Annotated in this window: 16 protein-coding genes and 1 tRNA gene; 2 read left to right on the top strand and 15 right to left on the bottom strand. The window is 42.6% G+C overall.

What is annotated here, in order from left to right:
* The first annotated feature begins 51 nt into the window (after nt 1-51).
* Nucleotides 52-228: a DUF3042 family protein gene (locus BSR19_RS04800; RefSeq protein ID WP_002883513.1), complete on the top strand. Its 177-nt coding sequence runs from the start codon at nt 52-54 to the stop codon at nt 226-228.
* A gap of 75 nt (nt 229-303) precedes the next feature.
* The gene (locus BSR19_RS04795) at nt 304-849 is read left to right on the top strand and encodes a hypothetical protein (protein ID WP_156246661.1); all 546 of its coding nucleotides are present in this window, start codon (nt 304-306) and stop codon (nt 847-849) included.
* Nucleotides 850-1096: 247 nt separating this feature from the next.
* Here BSR19_RS04795 and BSR19_RS04790 read toward each other — a convergent pair.
* The 15 genes from BSR19_RS04790 to BSR19_RS04720 all read right to left on the bottom strand — a co-directional run bounded on the left by BSR19_RS04790 (nt 1097) and on the right by BSR19_RS04720 (nt 21712).
* Nucleotides 1097-1168: transfer RNA gene (locus BSR19_RS04790), tRNA-Arg, on the bottom strand.
* A 50-nt stretch (nt 1169-1218) separates the two neighbouring features.
* Nucleotides 1219-1566: a 50S ribosomal protein L19 gene (gene rplS / locus BSR19_RS04785; RefSeq protein ID WP_002883489.1), complete on the bottom strand. Its 348-nt coding sequence runs from the start codon at nt 1564-1566 to the stop codon at nt 1219-1221.
* A gap of 127 nt (nt 1567-1693) precedes the next feature.
* Nucleotides 1694-2920 (bottom strand): voltage-gated chloride channel family protein, encoded by a 1227-nt coding sequence (locus tag BSR19_RS04780; protein WP_156246660.1) that lies wholly within the window; start codon nt 2918-2920, stop codon nt 1694-1696.
* A 9-nt stretch (nt 2921-2929) separates the two neighbouring features.
* Nucleotides 2930-3202: a chorismate mutase gene (locus BSR19_RS04775; RefSeq protein WP_013990705.1), complete on the bottom strand. Its 273-nt coding sequence runs from the start codon at nt 3200-3202 to the stop codon at nt 2930-2932.
* 73 nt (nt 3203-3275) lie between these two features.
* Nucleotides 3276-4811 (bottom strand): ClC family H(+)/Cl(-) exchange transporter, encoded by a 1536-nt coding sequence (locus BSR19_RS04770; RefSeq protein WP_156246659.1) that lies wholly within the window; start codon nt 4809-4811, stop codon nt 3276-3278.
* A 51-nt stretch (nt 4812-4862) separates the two neighbouring features.
* Complete coding sequence (locus BSR19_RS04765; RefSeq protein ID WP_002883520.1) at nt 4863-5306, bottom strand: flavodoxin; 444 nt, start codon at nt 5304-5306, stop codon at nt 4863-4865.
* Nucleotides 5307-5390: 84 nt separating this feature from the next.
* Nucleotides 5391-5762 carry a hypothetical protein gene (locus BSR19_RS04760; protein WP_156246658.1) on the bottom strand — a complete coding sequence of 124 codons (372 nt, stop codon included), beginning with the start codon at nt 5760-5762 and terminating at the stop codon, nt 5391-5393.
* An 11-nt stretch (nt 5763-5773) separates the two neighbouring features.
* Nucleotides 5774-6493 (bottom strand): matrixin family metalloprotease, encoded by a 720-nt coding sequence (locus tag BSR19_RS04755; protein WP_004182633.1) that lies wholly within the window; start codon nt 6491-6493, stop codon nt 5774-5776.
* Between the two features lie 119 nt (nt 6494-6612).
* The gene (locus BSR19_RS04750) at nt 6613-7395 is read right to left on the bottom strand and encodes an alpha/beta hydrolase (protein ID WP_037611699.1); all 783 of its coding nucleotides are present in this window, start codon (nt 7393-7395) and stop codon (nt 6613-6615) included.
* A gap of 134 nt (nt 7396-7529) precedes the next feature.
* Entirely contained in the window at nt 7530-9191 is a 1662-nt protein-coding gene (locus BSR19_RS04745) for a ribonuclease J (protein WP_070655708.1), read from the bottom strand.
* Between the two features lie 179 nt (nt 9192-9370).
* A complete protein-coding gene (locus BSR19_RS04740; RefSeq protein WP_156246657.1) occupies nt 9371-10129 on the bottom strand; it encodes an ABC transporter ATP-binding protein in 759 nt (252 codons plus the stop codon).
* The gene (locus tag BSR19_RS04735) at nt 10126-10995 is read right to left on the bottom strand and encodes an ABC transporter permease (RefSeq protein ID WP_002883493.1); all 870 of its coding nucleotides are present in this window, start codon (nt 10993-10995) and stop codon (nt 10126-10128) included. Before BSR19_RS04735 ends, BSR19_RS04740 begins: the two co-directional genes overlap by 4 nt.
* Before the next feature lie 9 nt (nt 10996-11004).
* On the bottom strand, nt 11005-12006 hold the full coding sequence (trpX, locus tag BSR19_RS04730; protein ID WP_156246656.1) for a tryptophan ABC transporter substrate-binding protein: 1002 nt from the start codon (nt 12004-12006) through the stop codon (nt 11005-11007).
* A 136-nt stretch (nt 12007-12142) separates the two neighbouring features.
* Nucleotides 12143-12364: a DUF4649 family protein gene (locus tag BSR19_RS04725; RefSeq protein WP_156246655.1), complete on the bottom strand. Its 222-nt coding sequence runs from the start codon at nt 12362-12364 to the stop codon at nt 12143-12145.
* A 183-nt stretch (nt 12365-12547) separates the two neighbouring features.
* Nucleotides 12548-21712: an LPXTG cell wall anchor domain-containing protein gene (locus BSR19_RS04720; protein WP_414820568.1), complete on the bottom strand. Its 9165-nt coding sequence runs from the start codon at nt 21710-21712 to the stop codon at nt 12548-12550.
* Nucleotides 21713-21739 lie beyond the last annotated feature (27 nt).

Raw genomic sequence — 21739 nt, 5'->3', positions numbered from 1 at the left:
TATTTTTTTAGATAATATAAGCATATTATAACATATACGGAGGATAGTCTCATGGCTAAAAAACATTCATTCGCTAAAGGTGTCGCTACTGGCGTTATCGGAACTGCTGCTACTGTAGCAGGTGCTGTCTTCGCAGTTAAGAAAACCATTATCGAACCAGAAGAAAAGAAATTGGCTTTCATCGAAGAAAACCGTAAAAAAGCAGCTCGCCGTCGTGTAAGCCGCTAATAATGAGAACCAGGGAAACCTGGTTTTTTACTGTTATTTTTAACTCTTCATCTATGACTAGGAACGGAGCCAAATTTGAAAAGAAAAAAATATAATATTATCACCTTCTCTTTGCTAGCTTTCTTCTTTCTCTTCGGTTTTTTATCAAAACATTTAAAAGAACCTGTAAAGCCAGCAGCAAAAACGCATCACATCTCTCACAGCCTTTCATCAAAAAACAGCTCATCTCATAAAAAAGAGAATACTAAATCATCAACAGCTACTTCGACGGAAGATCATAAGACAGATGCTAAAGACGAAAATAAGGACCAAGCATCTCCTTCAGTTCAAGGAGCAAATCAGAAAACAAACAACCAAACAACTCATCAAGAGGGAAATCAAGAAAAGTCCAAGCCTACTGAAGGCGGACGAGGTTGGGGCGGACCAGAAGATGGCTCCTATGCCACTAACGGAGGAGGCGGTGGAGGTCACGATGCAGCCTTCGCTGCAGGTGCTGGTGGAGGAAGCAATCACTCAAGCTCAACTGATCAGAGCAATGAGTGGGTTAACGACGTTGATAACAATCCTTACGAGTACCCACAAGCTTCATCAAGCACAGACACAACTGCCAATTCCAATTAATGAGATAACAGAATACTAAACATCACCAGTATTCTATTTTGAACCCTAGTTAGGACTAATCCTGACTAGGGTTTTTGCTTATCAAAAAAACACCTATAATTCAATAGGTGTCAAATACATTTAGCTTAAATTTTGGGCAAACTAGCTTAAAACCTTTTCGTTAAAAGCCCATAAAGAACATAACGATAAAAAGATAAAACAAATGTGGACAAATCGCTTTAAAACCGCATGCTTAAAGGCTTAAAAATGTCCCCTGCCGGAATCGAACCAGCAACGACTCCTTAGGAGGGAGTTGTTATATCCATTTAACTAAGAGGACTTATGAAAAAATCTGCCACGAGGACAGATTTTTTATGTGAAATCTGTAAATTATTTACGGATTTCTTTGATACGTGCAGCTTTACCTTGCAAAGCACGCAAGTAGTAAAGTTTAGCACGGCGGACTTTACCGTAGCGTACAACTTCAATCTTTTCAACACGTGGAGTGTGGATTGGGAAAGTACGTTCTACACCGATACCGCTTGAAATTTTACGAACTGTGTACATTTCTGAGATCCCTTGACCTTTGCGTGAAATAACTACACCTTCAAAGATCTGGATACGTTCGCGAGTTCCTTCGACAACTTTCGCGTGAACGCGAACTGTGTCACCAGGACGGAATGATGGGATGTCAGTACGAAGTTGACCTTCTGTCAAACTTTGGATCAATGGATTCATTTTTATATACTCCTATCTTACTAATCTTAAGAGCAACCTCTGTGTCTCAGCGGATTAGCCGTTATTTTTGTGTGTCCATTACACACTCTTAGTATCTTATCAAAAAATTATCAGAATGTCTAGTATCTTATTGCATTTCTAGCATTTTTTGTTGTCCATAAATGCTCGTCTTATGATTAATGAGATAAGCAAAAGCCATGACAATCGCATAAGGGACTGCATTAGCGGGACCAAAGACTTCAACGCCAATGAAAATAGGTGTTAAAAGGGTATTGGTACTGCTACCAAAGACAGACAAATAGCCAAGACCTGCTACAAGTGGAATTGGAAGTCCTAGAACTGGTGCTAGAACAGCACCAAGACTTGCTCCAATAGCAAACAAAGGAGTTACTTCTCCTCCTTGGAAACCAAGAGATAGGGTAAAAACGGTCAAGAGCAATTTCAAGAGCCAATCCAATGGATAAATGGTCCCACCACCAACACTTAAAGCAATCAAATTCGTTCCAAGACCTGTATAGCGTCCCTTCCACAAAATCAAAAGAAGACAGGTTAAGACGACACTTCCTAAGAGAACACGATAATAAGGATTTGGGAGCAGACTTGCTACTTTCTTTTTAGCTAGTGACAAGAGAAAAGCAAAGAGATTTCCTGCTAGACCAAAGGCCAGACCTAAAAGAGCTAACTTAATAAACGTCCCAAGGTCAATAGTTAAACTTTCAGATACAAAGTGGCTAAATTTTTCAAGACCTAAGAGATGGCTTGTCGTACTCGCCACAAAAGATGCAATAAGAGTCGGTACCAAGATTGGCAGACTTAACTGTCCTAGGGTCAAGACCTCAAGCGCAAAGAAGGTCGCAGCAATTGGTGTTTGGAAGAGTCCTCCAAAACCAGCTGCCATACCCATGGTCAAGAAAATACGTGAAGCATTCGGGAGCTTAAAATAGAGACTAAAAGCATGAGAAACTGTGGCCCCCAGTTGTACAGCAACTCCCTCACGACCTGCAGAACCCCCGAAAAGGTGGGTCAGCCATGTGGTTACAGTCACCAGTGGAATTAACCTTAGGGGGACTTGATCCTCCTCATTATGTCCAACCTTGAAAATCAAGCCCATTCCCTGTGCCGCCTTACCCGCAAACTTTTGGTAAAGGTAAACTATCAAAAGACCTGCTAAAGGAAGTGCCGGGACTAGATAAAAGAGATGGTGGTCACGAAATTCCGAGAGTCCTATCAGTACGCGCCCAAAAATAGCATCAATCAGCCCAACAAGCACCCCCAACAAGATTGCATAAAGACTTAACATTACTAAATGTAAGTAAGAAAGACCTTGACTATCACTTAATTGTCTTACTTTCATCCTAGTTGCCTACTTTTCTTCTAGCTTACTTGCTTGATAAGTACGTGAATGCTTCATAATATCCGCGAAACTAGCGACGATAGCTTCTTTATATTCGGGATTAAGAACACTAGCGCCTACTTTGTCTAGCAAGGCTTGCTCTCGTTCGGGATCATAAATCGCCTTTCCAGTGCGTTGTTTATAAGCACTTACTCGAGTTACCAATTTCATACGTTCTTCCAACAAAGCCACGATCTCATTATCAACGGTGTCAATCTGTTGGCGAATCTCATTTAAGTCCATACTGACCTCCTTTTTTCTCTCCATTATAACAAAAATGACCTGAGGACAAAAGAGCCTCAAGCCATTGAATTGCTTATAAAAAGAGTTTTCTTACCTGACTGATATTACTTTCATTAACAACTAGATACAGGGTTGCTCCTGCTTTTAGACGTGTGTCTCCATGAACAACTTCAGACTGGTCTTGAAAAATCTGAGTGGAAATCAAAACCCCATCAGGTAAGGTTAAATCCTTAACCAATCGACCAGCTAGACTATCTGTAACCGGTAAGTCAATCATCGTCGGAATATTATCAACTTGCTCTGGTTTGTGAGCGATTAGATTGTGAAGCATGGCTTCATAGACAGGTTCTCCTCCCATGAAATCCATAACTAGATAGGCAATCAGGGTTACGACTCCAATTGTCATTAATTGGTGAAGGTCACCCACCATCTCAGTTACTAGAATCATAGCAGTTAGCGGTGCCTTAGATACCGCACCGAAATAACCAGCCATACCAAGAATGATAAAAATAGGGAACTGACTGACTTGTAAGAATCCTAGATTTTCAAAAGCTGCCGCAAAAACGCTACCAGAAAGAGCACCTAGAGTCAAAATCGGCAAGAAAATCCCACCAGGAAAACCTGAACCAAAGGACAACATACTCCAAACAAAGCGAATAGCCAAATAGAGGATAGCCACAGTTAGAGCAGGATGTAAACCATTTAGAGCAAGAATCAATTCATTCCCACCACCTAAAAGATGTGGAAAATAAAGACCAATAGGAATGATAAACAGAACTGCCAAGAGGCCATGAAAATGAGATGGCAAGTGGAAGATTTTCCCTAACCCTTGGTAGACCTTACCAATACGTAAGACAACCCACTCATAACCGTATCCAAGCACACCTAGAAAAATCCCCAAAACAATAAGAATCCAATAATCATTCAAAGGAAATACGGGTAATTTTTCTGTCATAGCAAGGACTGGTACCTGGCCAAAGATGCGTAGGGAAACAGCATTGGCCACTAAAGATGCTGTTAAAGCAGTCACCCAAACATGACGAGAGAAATGATGATAGACTTCTTCGACGACAAACAAAAGACCAGCAATCGGGGCATTAAAGGCAGCTGATAACCCTGCTGCTGCTCCTGCAGCAATCAAGACACGCTTCTCACGTGCAGAGAGCTTAAGTCCCTCCGCTAATCCCTTAGCAGTCATGGCACCTAGTTGAATACTAGGCCCCTCACGTCCCAACATCAGTCCCATTGAAATCCCAAGGACTCCACCTAGGAATTTACGCCATAAAACTGACCACCAGGACGGATGTAGAAGCCCCATCAGTTCCCCTTCAACGTGAGGAATCCCTGAGCCCTTGATGTCTTTTTCCTGTTTAATAAGGTAACCAATAAAAAGGGCAATCAAGAGATTAACAAGTACAATTCCCAGAATCAGAAGTGGATTATGAAGAGCGTCTTCGTAAATAGCTACAGAAAATGCGGCTCCTTTGGCAATTAACCAACGAAAAAGACTGACTACTGCTCCTGCTGTCACCCCCACTAAGAGCCCTCGCCAAACGGACCAAAGGAGATGCTGAGATTGCGTCCTAAAATCTCTTTCTATTTCATTCATAAAAACTCCATTTTTGACTACAATAAAAGCAGACTTTACTCTGCTTTTTTCTTATGCTAATGCTTCTGAAACTTTTTCAGCGAAAGCTTCGAGGTTTTCGATATCTTCATCTTCAGCAGAAAGGTCAACCTTGACGCTATCAGCACCTTTAGTCGCCCCTGTGAATGTGAATTGATTTTCAAACTCATCCACTGAATGACAGAAATAATCGTAGAAGGTATCTCCTGAACCTACAACACCAAAGATTTTACCTGACAAGTCGAGGTCAGCCAAATCTTCGTAAAAGTCAACGATTTCATCTGGCAACTCACCATCACCATAAGTGTAAGTCGCTACGATACAGATGTCCGCATCTTCAAAATCAGCGGCATCAACCGTTGTACACTCGTCTACATCTACAGTGTGACCTAATTCTTCCAATTTTTTCGCAACGATATCTGCGATTTCTTCCGTGTTACCGGTCATACTGGCATAAACGATTTTTGCTAAAGCCATAATGTCCTCCAAAATAATAAATTAGCTATATTATATCATATTTCTTCAGAAAATAAATGACCTAATAACTCAAAAAAACTGCCATCAGGACAGTTTTAGATTTTGTAAGAGTTCAAAGTGTCGATAGACTAGCCATAAGCCAAGACCAACTATCAGAATGAGAATCACTGCTCTCATGAGACCTCTCAGAAAAGTCAAGAGCCAAGTGAGAAGCATAGAGGTGATTAACCAACTCCAACCAGAGGCCCCGTATAGGGTTTGAATACTCTGTATGGAATGACTGGTCAGCGTTTTTACCCAATTGGGAATATAAATCCAAATACCATCACCTGATAGTCCCAAACGATTGGCAATCATGGTTCCTGTTGTTTGCAACCAAGTAAAGACCCCAGCATTGAAAAGAAAAAGGAAGGTTTGCATGGGGTAACGTCTAGCAAGGCATTTCAAATAGCGCATGACTCCCCTCCTTAATTCGCATAGAGAGCATGGACCGTATCAATATCCACCTGTTGAATCCCGTAATAAGATCCTGCTGATTGCATAACGGATGTCTTAGAGTCATCATGGTCTAAGCCAATGGCATGTCCCAATTCGTGTTCAGCCGTATTCACAATACGCTTGTGAGTATAACCAAAATCACTATTCAAGAGGAAATAACGGTTCAACTTCACATCTACATGAGTGATGCGATTGGTCAAAACATTGGTTTGAGTGTCTGCTAAACCTGCTGCCTGTGAATTCGCATCGGAATAGTCAGTCGCAACAATATCAGCTGTTGAAGCATCATCAGTTAAAGTAAAGATGAAAGCACCCGTGTTATTCCAGTTAGTAATAGCTTCCTTATAAGCTGCTACCAAGGTTTCATCTGTAGATTGTATATAGATGCTAGCTGTATTTTGCGCCCATCTAGCTCCATTAGACTCTGGAATGGTATCAGTCGTTGATAGGTTAGAGACAACTTTCTCAACGTCACTAGTACTGGTACCACTAAAACCTAGTTCTACTTGATGAAAGGCTTGATTAATGTTTGTGGCTAAGGTACTTGAAGAATTATTGGCATAGTAGACGAGTCCATAACCAATAAGGGCTAGGACTAGGGCAAGTTTAAATATAGCCCAAATAAGATTCCAAATAAATTGTAAAAGAAGTTTGGGAATATAGAAGATTACTCTGAATAATTTTTTCATTATTGAGCCTCCTTTTCGAAACTTCCCCTAGTATATCAAGCTCTAATAGTTCTGACAAGCAAAAAATACCACTTTAAGCTTTTATCATCTCTTTGATAAGATGTTACAAACTTGACCTATTAAGACAAACGTTCTTCTTTAACGTAATCAATAGGTAACCATTCTAAGTAGGCTTCTAGTTGTTTTTCCCAGTAATACCACTCATGTCTTCCATGGTCTGTTCGGTAGTCAATGTCTAAACCAAGGGCCTTCAAATCAGCAACTGCCTTATCTTGAGAATCAAAAAGGAAATCCTCAAGGCCACACCAGGCAAAGAATTTGGTTTTCTTGTCATGTTGTTTGGCTAGGTTAACCAATTTGTGCTGCTCAATGTCTTTTCCTTCCAAATCGCCAAAGACACCTTGCCAGTATTCCTTAGACTCACTCGTTTCATCTGTAATCATCTCTACTGATAATCCAAGGGCACCAGAGAAGGAACCCGCACAAGCAAAGTTATTTGTCGTTAAGGCTAGTTTGAAAGAACCATAGCCACCCATAGAAAGTCCAGCGATAAAGGTCTTTTCACGCTTCTTAGTCATACTAGGGAAGAAACGTTGCATGACTTGAGGAAGCTCCTTAGCAATGGCATCGTAATACTTAACCCCGTAATTGGTATTTGTATACCAGCCATTTTCAGAGTTAGGCATAATAACAATGAGATTAGTCTTACGAAGGAGACGCTGAATATTGGTACGGAAGGCCCAAGAATTATGATTGCCCCCCATGCCATGAAGGAGATAGAGAACTGGGATGTCCGTATCACTTTCCGTTTCAGCAATCTGATCACGATCTGGATAGATGACATCCACTTGGCGGTATTGTCCTAGAACATCTGATGAGTATTCAATTTGAAAAAAAGCCATTTGTATTTTCCTTTCTTAATGTTAGAAAAGCTGGGACACCCCAGCTTTTGATTTTAAAACAAAGTCTTGTTGAGACTTTCCTCAATGTCTATGGTGCAAGCGGTACGCTCACACTCTTATGTGTTAGTCAGTTATTAGCGGACTTCCATGACTACTGGAAGGATTGCAGGGCGACGTTTGGTTTGGTCAAAGAGGAACTTAGCCACATCGTCTCGGACGGCACCTTTAAGTTCACCCCAGTCGAAGCTGTCTCCTGCCAAGTAATTTTCAACGGTAGCATTGACAATGTCAGCAGCCTCACGGAGAATGTCACGGCTCTTCTTCACATAAACGAACCCACGTGTATTCACACGCGCTTTAGAGACAATCTTACGTTCCTTCTTGTTAACAGTGATAGCTACGATAAAGATACCATCTTCAGACAAGACCTTGCGGTCACGAAGGACGATATTACCCACATCACCAATGGCATTACCATCAATCATAACATCACCAGCTGGGACAGCTCCTTCATGAAGGAAACCTTGATCCTCTGACAAGTGCATGATATCCCCGCGTTTAACGATATAAATATTTTCTGGGAGAATACCAACTTCCAAGGCTAACTCTGCATGAGCTTGAAGGTCACGGTACTCCCCTTGGACAGGGAAGAGATACTGTGGACGAAGGAGGTTAATCATCAACTGAAGTTCGCGAGCATTGGCATGTCCAGAAACACGAAGGCTCTGAGTAATCATCTTAACAGTTCCACCAGCTTTATAGATAGCGTTGTTGACACGTGCCACTACGGCTTCCTTAGCAATGCTTGGAGTTGTTACGATATAAACCAAATCTCCATCCTTGATTTGAACGTAACGGTGACGACCAACAGCCATCTTTTGAAGGCCATCGATTGGTTCACCCATACGACCATTTTCGAGGATAATTAACTCGTGGTCTTCGAACTTGTTCATGTCTTTTGGTTTGACAATAAGTTTCTCATGCTCCACAGTCAATTTTTTGAGACGAATGGCTGTGCGGACAATATTTTCTACGTCAAAACCAGTAAGAACAACACGACGTCCGTGATCAGCAGCTGAATCAAAGACTTGTTGAATACGTACCAAGTTTGAGGCAACTGCAGCAACAATAACACGTCCTTCTGCATCAGCAATTACTTGGTCAATTTCTTGGCCAACTTCTGCTTCAGAAGCTGTTTGTTCCGTACTTGTCGCATTTGCTGAGTCTGACAAGAGGGCCAAAACACCTTCACGTCCGATTTCAGCCAAACGACCTAAATCAGTTTTGTAGTAAGGACGGGCAGCTTGGTCAAACTTGAAGTCACCTGTATAGACAATATTGCCCTGGTCAGTACCAAGAACAATCCCCATTGATTCTGGAATTGAGTGAGTTGTTTTGAAGAATGAAACCTCAGCATCTTCAAATTCAATTTCAGTTTCTGCGTCAATAACATGGAAATTGTTGAATTTCTTAACGCCAGCATTCTTGACAAAAAGTTTAGCTAACTCGATTGTGAGTGATGATCCAAAGACTGGTGCTTTGACTTCTTGTAAGATATAAGGTAGGGCACCAATGGCATCAGCGTGTCCGTGAGTTAAGAAAATCCCTTGGATACGATTTCTATTTTCAATCAAGTAATCTAAGTTAGGGATGACAAAGTCAACACCTAGTTGTTCATTTTCAGGATACTTTAGACCAGCATCCAAGATAAAGATAGAGTCGTTAATCTCAACAATATAGAGGTTCTTAGCATTTTCACGTACTCCACCTAGGGCAATAATTTTAATATCGCTCATGCTTGTTTTTCTCCTTTTTAGTTTGACTCTCTTCTAGAGCCTATTTTTACAGACGGTCCAAGAAGCTGAACGTTCATGCGTACAGTCTCCTTGTCGATTTACAGGCCACAACAAAAAGTTGCATACCCTTTAAGTATACAACTTTTTGGCTTATTTTACAATTTAGAGTCAGACTAGGCTTACTCAAACATAGCGTAGTAGTCTGTGATATCCAATTGACCCTTTTCTTCCTTGGTAAGGTCTTTAACGATTTGACCATCCTTCATAACGATCAGACGATTGCCATATTTTAGGGCATCTTCCATGTGGTGGGTAATCATCAAGGCTGTTAGATGGTCACCTGTTACAAACTCATCAGTCAACTCCATGAGGGCTACACTGGTCTTAGGATCCAGAGCTGCGGTGTGCTCGTCTAGGAGCAAGAGCTCAGGACGTTTAAGTGTCGCCATCAAAAGACTGAGAGCCTGACGCTGACCACCTGAAAGGAGACCTGCTGGTGTATCTAAGTGCTTTTCTAAACCATTACTGATACGTTCAATCAGACCTTGGAACTCCTCTGTGTAGAGATGAATTTGGCGTGATTTAAGCCCTCGTTTTTCACCACGGTATTTGGCAATCAAGAGGTTTTCTGCAACAGTCATACGAGGAGCTGTCCCCATTTTAGGATCTTGGAAGACTCGTGAGAGGTACTTAGCACGCTTCTCAGCAGGGAGAGCCGTAACATCTTCACCCATGATGAAAATCTGACCACTGGTCAACATGAGTGTCCCTGCAATGACGTTGAAGAGGGTTGATTTTCCGGCACCATTTCCACCAAGAATGGTAATAAAGTCACCTTCTCTAATGGTAAGATTAACATGGTCCAGGATTGTTTTTTCGGTGTCAAAACCGTTATTGACCTTAACAGTCGCATCTTTGAGTTCTACAATAGCTGTCATCGTGATAAGGTCACCCCCTTAAAGAATTTTCGACGTAGGACAGGCGAAATCAAACAAATAGCCAAAACAATCGCACTAAAGAGTTTGAGGTAGTTTGTGTTAAAGCCAAGAGCAATAACCGCTGTCAAAAGGAACTGATAGAGGATTGAACCAATACAGATGGCAATCAAACGTTCCAACAGAGTCAAGTTAGTCGCATAAAGAACCTCACCAATGATAATGCTGGCAAGACCAATGACGATAACCCCAATCCCTTTAGAAACGTCGGCATAACCGTCCTGTTGGCTAATCAAGGCTCCTGAGAGGGCAATGATACCGTTTGAGATAACAAGACCCATCACTTCCATATTGTCTGTGTTGATACCAAAAGATTTGGCCATGTCTCTATTATCACCTGTGGCAATATAAGCTTGACCTAGGCGCGTGTTAAGAAAGGCAATCAAGGCAGTGATAACAATGGTTACCGCAATGAGACCAACAATCAAGAGGTTGTAGTCCTTGCTGAAAGGAAGCAAATCTTGAATAGTCTTGATATCAAGAAGTCCCAGGTTGGCCCTTCCCATAATCATAAGCATGACTGAGTTAAGAGAGGTCATGACCAAAATCCCTGCCAAAATAGTAGGAATCTCTCCCTTAGTATAGAGGAGACCAGTCACAAGTCCAGCACCACAGCCGGCCAAAACGGCAACCAAGGTCGCTAAAATTGGGTTCCAACCAAAGTTCATAAGGGTTACTGCTACTGCCCCACCAAGAGGGAAGGAACCTTCTGTTGTCAAATCAGGAAAATCCAAGATACGGAAAGTCATGTAAATCCCAAGACCTAGAATTCCGTATAGAAGCCCCTGATAAATAGATGAAATAATCATAAGTCCTCCTTATTTATCAGCTTTAACAGCGATGTCTGACTGTTTAAGCACATCGTCAGGGATGGTGATGTTGAGGTCTTGAGCAACTTTAAGGTTAAGCGTTGGTGTGCCATCATCGATAACATCTACAGGAACATCCTTAACTTTCTTACCTTTAAGAACCTTAACGGCACTACGAGCTGTAGCCTTTCCAAGTTCATATTGACTTTGAGCAACTGAAGCCAAACCTCCCTCTTTCACCATCGTATCAACCGTCGTATAAACTGGAATCTTAGCTTGGTTGGCTGATGAGATTACTGTTGAAAAAGCTGAGGCAATAGTATTATCTTGAGGCGTCCAGATGGCATCTACCTTACCAGTCATGACTGACATGGTTGTATTGATTTCATTGGTTGATGGTACGGCGTACTCGACCACATTTAGACCATCTTTTTCAGCGTATTTCTTAAAGCTTTCAACCTGTGATTTGGAATTATCCTCACTTGAAGCGTAGAGAATACCAATCGTTTTGACATTTGGTGTCAGTGATTTGACCAATTCTACTGTCTGCTTGATCGGCACTTGGTTAGAGGTACCAGTGACATTGCCTTCCGGATGCTTGAGATTCTTAACCAATTTCGCCCCAACAGGGTCTGAGATAGCCCCCATGATAACTGGAATATCCTTGGTAGCTGCCGCTAGCCCTTGTGCTGCTGGTGTGGCAATACCGATAACGACATCGTTCTTGTCATTAACCAATTGTTTAGACATGGTTTGAATTTTAGACTGGTCTCCTTCGGCATTTAGGAGGGTGATTTTAACCTTGTCCCCCTTATAACCAGCTTCCTTAAGGCCATCCTCAATTCCTTTCTCGATTTGATCCAGGGCATCGTGAGTCACGAACTGGAGGATACCTACTTTGACGACCTTATTGGCATCTTGGTGTTCTTTTTTGAAAAGATCTGTACCAATAGAACCGAGCGTCAAGATAGCTAGGAAAACCAAAGTCCAAATTAAACGCTTGTTTTTCATATGTGTCTCCTTCTATAAATTCTTCCTTTCTATTGTAAGTCATTTTCAGTCAATTAGCAATATTCTTAATTTATAAAAATTACACTGCTCAAAGAAAAAGAATCAGAACACCGTGTCTGATTCTTTCCCCTTATTATTACTGATATTGGGCCAAGTCTAGCTTCATTATATAAAAGTAAAGGTCACCATATTGCCCCTTGTAGCCAATATCATGTCCGTTTATCGTCACCTTAGTGACAGTCGTTGCATCTGGTAAGGCAATCCAACAAGCTTGCTGGGCTCTGACAAATTCATTGTAATCTTCAAAAGATGTGTGTTTTTCTTGCTTGGCGGTATTTAAATAAGTTACTTCAATCATAGAGGGACCTCCTTATAATCCTTCATCTAAGGTCTAGATTACGCTTCCTAGAGAGCAAAGTCAATCATGACGACTTAAAAAACAGCAGGCTAGTCCATACAAATAGACCCCATGGCAAATGCCATGAGGTCTATTTTAATTGGAATCTGGATTCTTAAGGTCCTATCCGACCGTTACATCATTTTAACGTTTGCGTCGTTTTGCGCCATAGAGTCCAAATCCAGCTAGAAGACTTGCCAAACCAAAGATTGCAAGGTTTGAATCCTCACTACCAGTTTCTGGAAGTTGAGCTGTCTTATCACTTGGATTGATAAAGTGAGCTTCTTCTTTTGTTTCTGGAAGTACTGGAGCCTTAGGCTCTTCTGTTTGTGGAGCTGGCTGTGGCTCTGGTGTCGGAGTTTTATCCGGCACTGGTGTTGGAGTCACAATTTGTTTGTAGATGTGTTGAGTATTACCATTTTCATCTACAATTGTCTTCACAAATTCATAACCTGGGATTTCTTTCTTAGGTTGTTGGCCATCTTCTGTTGGATAACCAGGGATTGGCGTACCATTTTCATCAACGTATGACGTCGTTACTTGCTCGTAGACATGTTCGATATCACCATTAGGTAATTTCTTAGTTTCTACGAAGCGGTAACCTGGAATTTCAGCTTTTGGCTGTTCACCATCAACTGTAGGATATCCTGGGATTTCCTTACCTTCTTTATCAACAAACTTAGTGATTGGAAGGACCGTTGGTGTGTAGGTTGCTGAAGCCTTAGTTCCGTTAACATCCTCACGAACAACTGTTACTGCTGGGGCAGTTCCTGTAAATTCAGGTTCTGGTGTGAAGGTTACAGTTCCATCTGCAGCTACTGTGTAAGTACCAACACCTGAAATCGTCTTGGTAGTTGAACCATCTTCAAAGGTAGCTGGAACTTGGTTATTCATTGGTACACGGCTATCGCCTTCAGTGAAGCTTGGCTTACCTGTTTGCGTTTGACCCTTATTACCAATTGAAGTAACTGATTCTGCAGTTGGTGTTACTGGTGTAACGGTTGGTGTGTAGGTTGCTGTAATAGCTGTACCGTTCTTATCAACACGTTTCACTGTTACGCCTGTACCTGTTCCTGTGAATGCTTTTTCTGGAACAAAGGTTACTGTTCCGTCTGGAGAAACGGTGTAAGTTCCTTCTCCTGGAATAACTTTAGTTGTTGAACCATCTTCAAAGGTAGCTGGTACATCATCATCCATTGGCACACTTGGGTTACCAGGCGTGAAGCTTGGTTTACCTGTTTGTGTTTGACCTTGGATATCTGTAGATGTTGCTGGCTCTGAAGTTGGTGTAACTGGAGTTACTATTGGCGTGTAGGTTGCTGAAGCCTTAGTTCCGTTAATATCTTCACGGACAACTGTCACAGCTGGTGCAGTTCCTACGAATGATTTTTCTGGAACAAAGGTTACGGTTCCGTCTGCTGCTACTGTGTATGTACCAACACCATCAACAGTCTTAGTCGTTGAACCATCATCAAATGTTGCTGGAACATCGTCATTCATTGGTACACGGCTGTCACCTTCGGTGAAGGTTGGCTTACCGGTTTGAGTTGCACCTTGAATATCTGTTGATGTTGCTGGTTCCGCTGTTGGAGTAACTGGAGTTACTGTTGGTGTGTAGGTTGCTGAAGCCTTAGTTCCGTTAATATCTTCACGGACAACTGTCACAGCTGGTGCAGTTCCTACGAATGATTTTTCTGGAACAAAGGTTACGGTTCCGTCTGCTGCTACTGTGTATGTACCAACACCATCAACAGTCTTAGTCGTTGAACCATCATCAAATGTTGCTGGAACATCGTCATTCATTGGTACACGGCTGTCACCTTCGGTGAAGGTTGGCTTACCGGTTTGAGTTGCACCTTGAATATCTGTTGATGTTGCTGGTTCCGCTGTTGGAGTAACTGGAGTTACTGTTGGTGTGTACTTCGCTGTAATTTCAGTTCCATTCTTATCAACACGTTTCACGGTTACGCCTGTAGCAGTTCCAGTAAATGATTTTTCTGGTACGAAAGTTACTGTTCCGTCTGCTGCTACTGTGTATGTACCAACGCCTTCTACTGTCTTAGTGGTTGAACCATCTTCGAAGGTAGCTGGAGTATCTTCATCGATTGGAACATTTGGATCCCCTTCTGTGAAGGTTGGTTTACCAGATTGTGTTTGACCTTGGATATCTGTCGATGTTGCATCTTCAGAAGTTGGAACGACTGGAGTAATCTTAGGTGTGTAAGTTGTTTCTACAGTTGTTCCATTAGTATCCGCAGCTTGAACCTTAACTGGAACCACATTACCTGAGTAAGATTTATCTGTTGGTGTGAAGGTTACAACACCTGTCTCTTTATCAACTGTGAAGGTACCAATAATATCACCCGCTGGTGATTTCGCAAACACTGCCGCTGCTGGTTGGCCATTTTCATCAAGAAGAGTAATGGTATCTTTGTCGATTGGAGCAACGGAATCTCCCTCGGTAAAGGTTACTGTTCCGGTCTGAACCACGCCTTGAGGACCAGTTGATTCTGCTGGTGTAGCAGTTGGAGTAACAGGAGTTACTGTTGGTGTGTAGGTTGCTGAAGCCTTAGTTCCGTTAATATCTTCACGGACAACTGTTACGGCCGGCGCTTTACCTGTGAATGATTTCTCAGGAACAAAGGTTACTGTTCCGTCAGCTGCTACTGTGTATGTACCAACTCCATCAACTGTCTTAGTCGTTGAACCATCGTCGAAAGTAGATGGAACGTCATCGTTCATTGGTACACGACTGTCACCTTCAGTAAATTCAGGCTTACCTGTTTGGGTTTGACCTTGTTTACCTGTTGTTTCAACTGGTGTCGATGTCGGTGTTACAGGAGTTACTGTTGGTGTGTACTTAGCTGTGATTTCAGTTCCGTTCTTATCCACACGTTTCACTGTTACACCTGAAGCAGTTCCAGTAAATGATTTTTCTGGGACGAAGGTTACTGTGCCATCAGGAGCTACAGTGTAAGTACCTTCTCCTGGAATAACTTTAGTTGTTGAGCCATCTTCAAAGGTTGCTGGTACATCGTCATCCATTGGGATTGCAGGGTTACCAGGTGTGAAGCTTGGTGTACCTGTTTGTGTTTTACCCTGGATATCTGTAGATGTTGCAGGTTCAGCAGTTGGGACAACTGGAGTGATCTTCGGTGTGTAAGTTGTTTCAGCAACTGTTCCGTTTGTATCTTTACCTTGAACCTTAACTGGAACCACATCACCTGAGTAAGATTTATCCGTTGGGGTGAAGGTCACAACACCTGTTTCTTTATCAACAGTGAAGGTACCGATCACATCACCTGCTGGTGATTTCGCTTCTACTGATGCTGCTGGCTGACCATTTTCATCAAGAAGAGTAATAGTATCCTTGTCAATTGGTGCAACTGGGTCACCTTCAGTGAAGGTTACTGTTCCAGTTTGAACCACACCTTGAGGTGCTTCAGATTCAGCAGGAGTTGCTGTTGGAGTTACTGGAGTCACAGTTGGGGTGTACTTAGCAGTAACTGGAGTACCGTTCTTATCGACACGTTTAACCGTTACGCCTGTACCTTCTCCAGTGAATGATTTTTCTGGAACAAAGGTTACGGTTCCGTCTGGAGCAACTGTGTAAGTTCCTTCACCAGGAACGGTCTTCGTAGTTGAGCCATCTTCAAATGTTGCAGGTGTATCATCATCCATTGGAACATTTGGATTACCTGGTGTGAAGGTTGGTGTACCTGTTTGCGTTTGACCTTGTTTGTCAGTAGATGTTGTATCTTCTGCAGTTGGTGTAACTGGTGTTACGGTTGGTGTATAAGTTGCGGAAGCTTTTGTTCCGTTCTTATCTTCACGAACCACTGTTACAGCTGGCGCAGTTCCGACGAATGATTTTTCTGGTACGAAGGTTACTGTTCCGTCTGCTGCTACTGTGTATGTACCAACACCATCAACAGTCTTGGTAGTTGAACCATCTTCAAATGTTGCTGGTACATCGTCATTCATTGGTACACGACTGTCACCTTCAGTAAATTCAGGCTTACCTGTTTGGGTTTGACCTTGTTTACCTGTTGTTTCAACTGGTGTCGCTGTCGGTGTTACAGGAGTCACAGTTGGGGTGTACTTAGCTGTGATTTCAGTTCCATTCTTATCCACACGTTTCACAGTTACGCCTGTTCCTGCTCCAGTAAATGATTTTTCTGGTACGAAGGTTACTGTTCCATCTGGTGCAACTGTGTAAGTTCCTTCTCCTGGAATGGTCTTCGTAGTTGAGCCATCTTCAAAGGTTGCTGGTACATCATCATCCATTGGGATTGCAGGGTTACCAGGTGTGAAGCTTGGTGTACCTGTTTGTGTTTTACCTTGGATATCTGTAGATGTTGCAGGTTCAGCAGTTGGGACAACTGGAGTGATCTTCGGTGTGTAAGTTGTTTCAGCAACTGTTCCGTTTGTATCTTTACCTTGAACCTTAACTGGAACCACATCACCTGAGTAAGATTTATCAGTTGGTGTGAAGGTTACAACACCTGTTTCTTTATCAACTGTGAAACTACCAATTTCTTTACCTTCTGGTGATTTAGCAACTACAGATTCTGCTGGCTGACCATTTTCATCAAGAAGAGTAATGGTATCCTTATCGATTGGTGCAACTGGGTCACCTTCGGTGAAGGTCACAGTTCCAGTTTGAACCACACCTTGAGGTGCTTCTGATTCAGCTGGAGTTGCTGTTGGAGTTACTGGAGTCACAGTTGGTGTGTAAGTCGCAGAAGCTTTGGTTCCGTTCTTATCTTCACGAACCACTGTTACAGCTGGTGCTGTTCCTACGAATGATTTCTCAGGAACAAAGGTTACTGTTCCGTCAGCTGCTACTGTGTATGTACCAACTCCATCAACTGTCTTCGTAGTTGAACCATCGTCGAAAGTAGCTGGAACGTCATCATTCATTGGTACACGACTATCACCTTCAGTAAATTCAGGCTTACCTGTTTGGGTTTGACCTTGTTTACCTGTTGTTTCAACTGGTGTCGCTGTCGGTGTTACAGGAGTCACAGTTGGCGTGTACTTAGCTGTGATTTCAGTTCCGTTCTTATCCATACGTTTCACTGTTACACCTGAAGCAGTTCCAGTAAATGATTTTTCTGGTACGAAAGTTACTGTACCATCTGGAGAAACGGTGTATGTTCCTTCACCATCTACTGTCTTCGTAGTTGATCCATCTTCAAAGGTCGCTGGTGTATCTTCATCAATTGGAACATTTGGATCACCTTCAGTAAAGGTTGGTTTACCAGATTGTGTTTGACCTTGGATATCTGTCGATGTTGCATCTTCAGAAGTTGGGACAACTGGAGTAATCTTAGGTGTGTAAGTTGTTTCTACTGTTGTACCATTTGTATCAGCTGCTTGAACCTTAACTGGGACAACATCACCTGAATAAGATTTATCCGTTGGTGTGAAAGTAACCACACCTGTTTCTTTATCAACGGTGAAGGTACCAATCACGTCACCTGCTGGTGATTTCGCTTCTACTGATGCTGCTGGCTGACCAGTTTCATCAAGAAGAGTAATGGTATCCTTATCGATTGGTGCAACTGGGTCACCTTCTGTGAAGGTTACTGTTCCAGTTTGAACCAAACCTTGAGGTCCCGTAGATTCAGCTGGTGTTGCTGTTGGAGTTACTGGAGTCACAGTTGGTGTGTAAGTCGCAGAAGCTTTGGTTCCGTTCTTATCTTCACGAACAACCGTTACGGCCGGCGCTTTACCTGTGAATGATTTCTCAGGAACAAAGGTTACTGTTCCGTCAGCTGCTACTGTGTAGGTACCAACTCCATCAACTGTCTTCGTAGTTGAACCATCGTCGAAAGTAGCTGGAACGTCATCGTTCATTGGTACACGACTATCACCTTCAGTAAATTCAGGCTTACCTGTTTGGGTTTGACCTTGTTTACCTGTTGTTTCAACTGGTGTCGCTGTCGGTGTTACAGGAGTTACTGTTGGTGTGTACTTAGCTGTGATTTCAGTTCCGTTCTTATCCATACGTTTCACTGTTACACCTGAAGCAGTTCCAGTAAATGATTTTTCTGGTACGAAAGTTACTGTACCATCTGGAGAAACGGTGTATGTTCCTTCACCATCTACTGTCTTCGTAGTTGATCCATCTTCAAAGGTCGCTGGTGTATCTTCATCAATTGGAACATTTGGATCACCTTCAGTAAAGGTTGGTTTACCAGATTGTGTTTGACCTTGGATATCTGTCGATGTTGCATCTTCAGAAGTTGGGACAACTGGAGTAATCTTAGGTGTGTAAGTTGTTTCTACTGTTGTACCATTTGTATCAGCTGCTTGAACCTTAACTGGGACAACATCACCTGAATAAGATTTATCCGTTGGGGTGAAGGTCACAACACCTGTTTCTTTATCAACGGTGAAGGTACCGATTACATCACCTGCTGGTGATTTCGCTTCTACTGATGCTGCTGGCTGACCATTTTCATCAAGAAGGGTAATTGAATCCTTGTTAATTGGCGCTACTTCATCACCTTCTGTGAAGGTTACTGTTCCAGTTTGAACCAAACCTTGAGGTCCCGTAGATTCAGCTGGTGTTGCTGTTGGAGTTACTGGAGTCACAGTTGGTGTGTAAGTCGCAAAGGCTTTGGTTCCGTTCTTATCTTCACGAACAACCGTCACAGCTGGAGCTGTTCCAGTAAATGATTTCTCTGGAACAAAAGTTACAGTTCCGTCGGCTGCTACTGTGTAGGTACCAACGCCATCAACTGTCTTGGTAGTTGAACCATCGTCGAAGGTTGCTGGAACGTCATCGTTCATTGGCACACGGCTGTCACCTTCAGTAAATTCAGGCTTACCTGTTTGGGTTTGACCTTGTTTACCTGTTGATGTTGTATCTTCTGCTGTTGGTGTAACTGGTGTTACTGTTGGGGTGTAAGTCGCAGAGGCTTTGGTTCCGTTCTTGTCTTCACGAACAACCGTTACAGCCGGTGCAGTTCCGACAAATGATTTCTCAGGAACAAATGTCACCGTACCGTCTGCTGCTACTGTGTAAGTACCAACACCGTCAACTGTCTTAGTCGTTGAACCATCGTCAAATGTCGCTGGAACATCTTCATTGATAGCTACTGTTTTCTCAACACCATCAACGGTTACTGTTCCACCCTTGAATTCAGGTTTACCAGTTTGAGTAGCACCTTGAATATCAGTTGTTTCAGCTGGTGTTGCTGTCGGTGTTACCGGTACGATTTCAGGCGTGTAAGTTGTGTCCACCTTGATACCGTTTGAGCTTTCAGCTTGAACCTTGGCCGGTGTTACTACACCTGTGTATGATTTATCAGTCGGTGTGAAAGTGACTTGACCAGTAGCTGAATCGATAGAGTAAGTACCGATTTCAGTTGTACCATCAGCAGCATAAGCTGGTGTACTTGTCACTTCATTGCCATCATTATCCAAAAGCGTGTAGCTATTATCTTTGATTGTAATAGCTTTATCTTCACCGTTTACTTGGACAGTAGTTCCTGCAAAGGTTGGTGTCCCTGTTTGCGTTGCACCTTGAACATCTTTAGATGTAGCTGGTTGAGCTGTTGGAACAGCAGCTACAACAGTTGGTGTGTAGGTCGCATCTGAAGTAATGGTTGCAGTCTTACCGTTAGCATTTGTAATAGTAGCTGTTGCCTGAACAGTTACTCCTTTTGCAGTACCAACAAAGTCTTTTTCTGGCGTAAATGTTACTGCTCCAGTCGTTGGGTCGATAGTATAGCTACCTTCTCCTGCTACTGTCACTGTTGTTTCATCAGTTGGTTGACCAGTTGCTGGATCCACCAATTTCTTGCTTGTGATTTCAGCAGTCTTATCATTACTCAAATCAAAGGTTGGTGTTTGGGTTTGAGGAACGTTTTGAACATCCGCAGAAACCTTGTCTGTAGGAGTCACTGTGATTGGTGTTACTGATGGTGTGTAAGTCGCTGAAGCTTTTGTTCCGTTCTTGTCTTCACGAACGACTGTAACCGCTGGTGCTGTTCCTGTAAAACTTGGTTCTGGTACAAATGTAACAGTACCGTCCGCTGCTACTGTGTAGGTACCAACGCCATCAACTGACTTGGTAGTTGAGCCATCATCAAATGTTGCTGGAACATCATCGTTCATTGGCACACGTCTATCGCCTTCAGTAAATACAGGTTTACCAGTTTGTGTAGCACCTTGGATATCTGTTGTTTCAACTGGTGTTGCAGTTGGAGTTACTGGAGTCACAGTTGGTGTATAAGTTGCAGAGGCTTTGGTTCCGTTCTTATCTTCACGAACAACCGTTACAGCCGGTGCAGTTCCGACAAATGATTTCTCAGGAACAAATGTAACAGTACCGTCTGCTGCTACTGTGTAGGTACCAACGCCATCAACTGACTTGGTAGTTGAGCCATCATCAAATGTTGCTGGAACAGCTTCATTGATAGCTACTGTTTTCTCAACGCCATCTACTGTTACAGTTCCACCCTTGAATTCAGGTTTACCAGTTTGTGTCGCACCTTGAATATCAGTTGTTTCAGCTGGTGTAGCTGTTGGGGTTACTGGAACGATTTCTGGTGTGTAAGTTGTATCCACCTTGATAGCGTTTGAGCTTTCAGCTTGAACCTTTGCTGGTGTGACTGCACCAGTGTATGATTTATCAGTCGGTGTGAAGGTTACTTGACCAGTGGCTGAATCAATTGAGTAAGTACCAATTTCAGTTGTACCATCAGCGGCATAAGCTGGTGTACTTGTCACTTCATTGCCATCACTATCCAAAAGCGTGTAGCTATTATCTTTGATCGTAATAGCTTTATCTTCACCATTTACTTGGACAGTCGTTCCTGCAAAGCTTGGTGTCCCTGTTTGTGTTGCCCCTTGAATATCTTTAGAAGTTGCAGGGCTTTCAGTTGGAACAGCTGGCACTACAGTTGGTGTATATTTCGCATCTGAAGTAATTATTGCTGTCTTACCATTAGCATTGGTAATAGTCGCAGTTGCTTGAACAGTTACACCTTTTGCTGTTCCAACAAAATCTTTTTCAGGAGTAAATGTCACAGCACCAGTAGTAGGATCGATTGTGTATGTTCCTTCCCCTGCTACTGTTACAGTTGTTTCATCAGTCGGTTGACCAGTTGCGGGATCCACCAATTTCTTGCTTGTGATTTTCGCAGCCTTGTCGTTACTCAACTCAAATGTAGGAGTTTGGGTTTGAGGAACATTTTGAACATCCTCAGAAACCTTGTCTGTAGGAGTCACTGTGATTGGTGTGGCAGTTGGTGTGTACTTAGCAGTTGCAGTCTTAAGAGCATTATCTGGCACTCTACCATCTTTGTCACGACCAACTGG

This window comes from Streptococcus salivarius, from assembly GCF_009738225.1.
Taxonomy (GTDB): domain Bacteria; phylum Bacillota; class Bacilli; order Lactobacillales; family Streptococcaceae; genus Streptococcus.
Note: the sequence above shows the minus strand (reverse complement) of the source record. Positions and strands in the feature narration are given on the sequence as shown.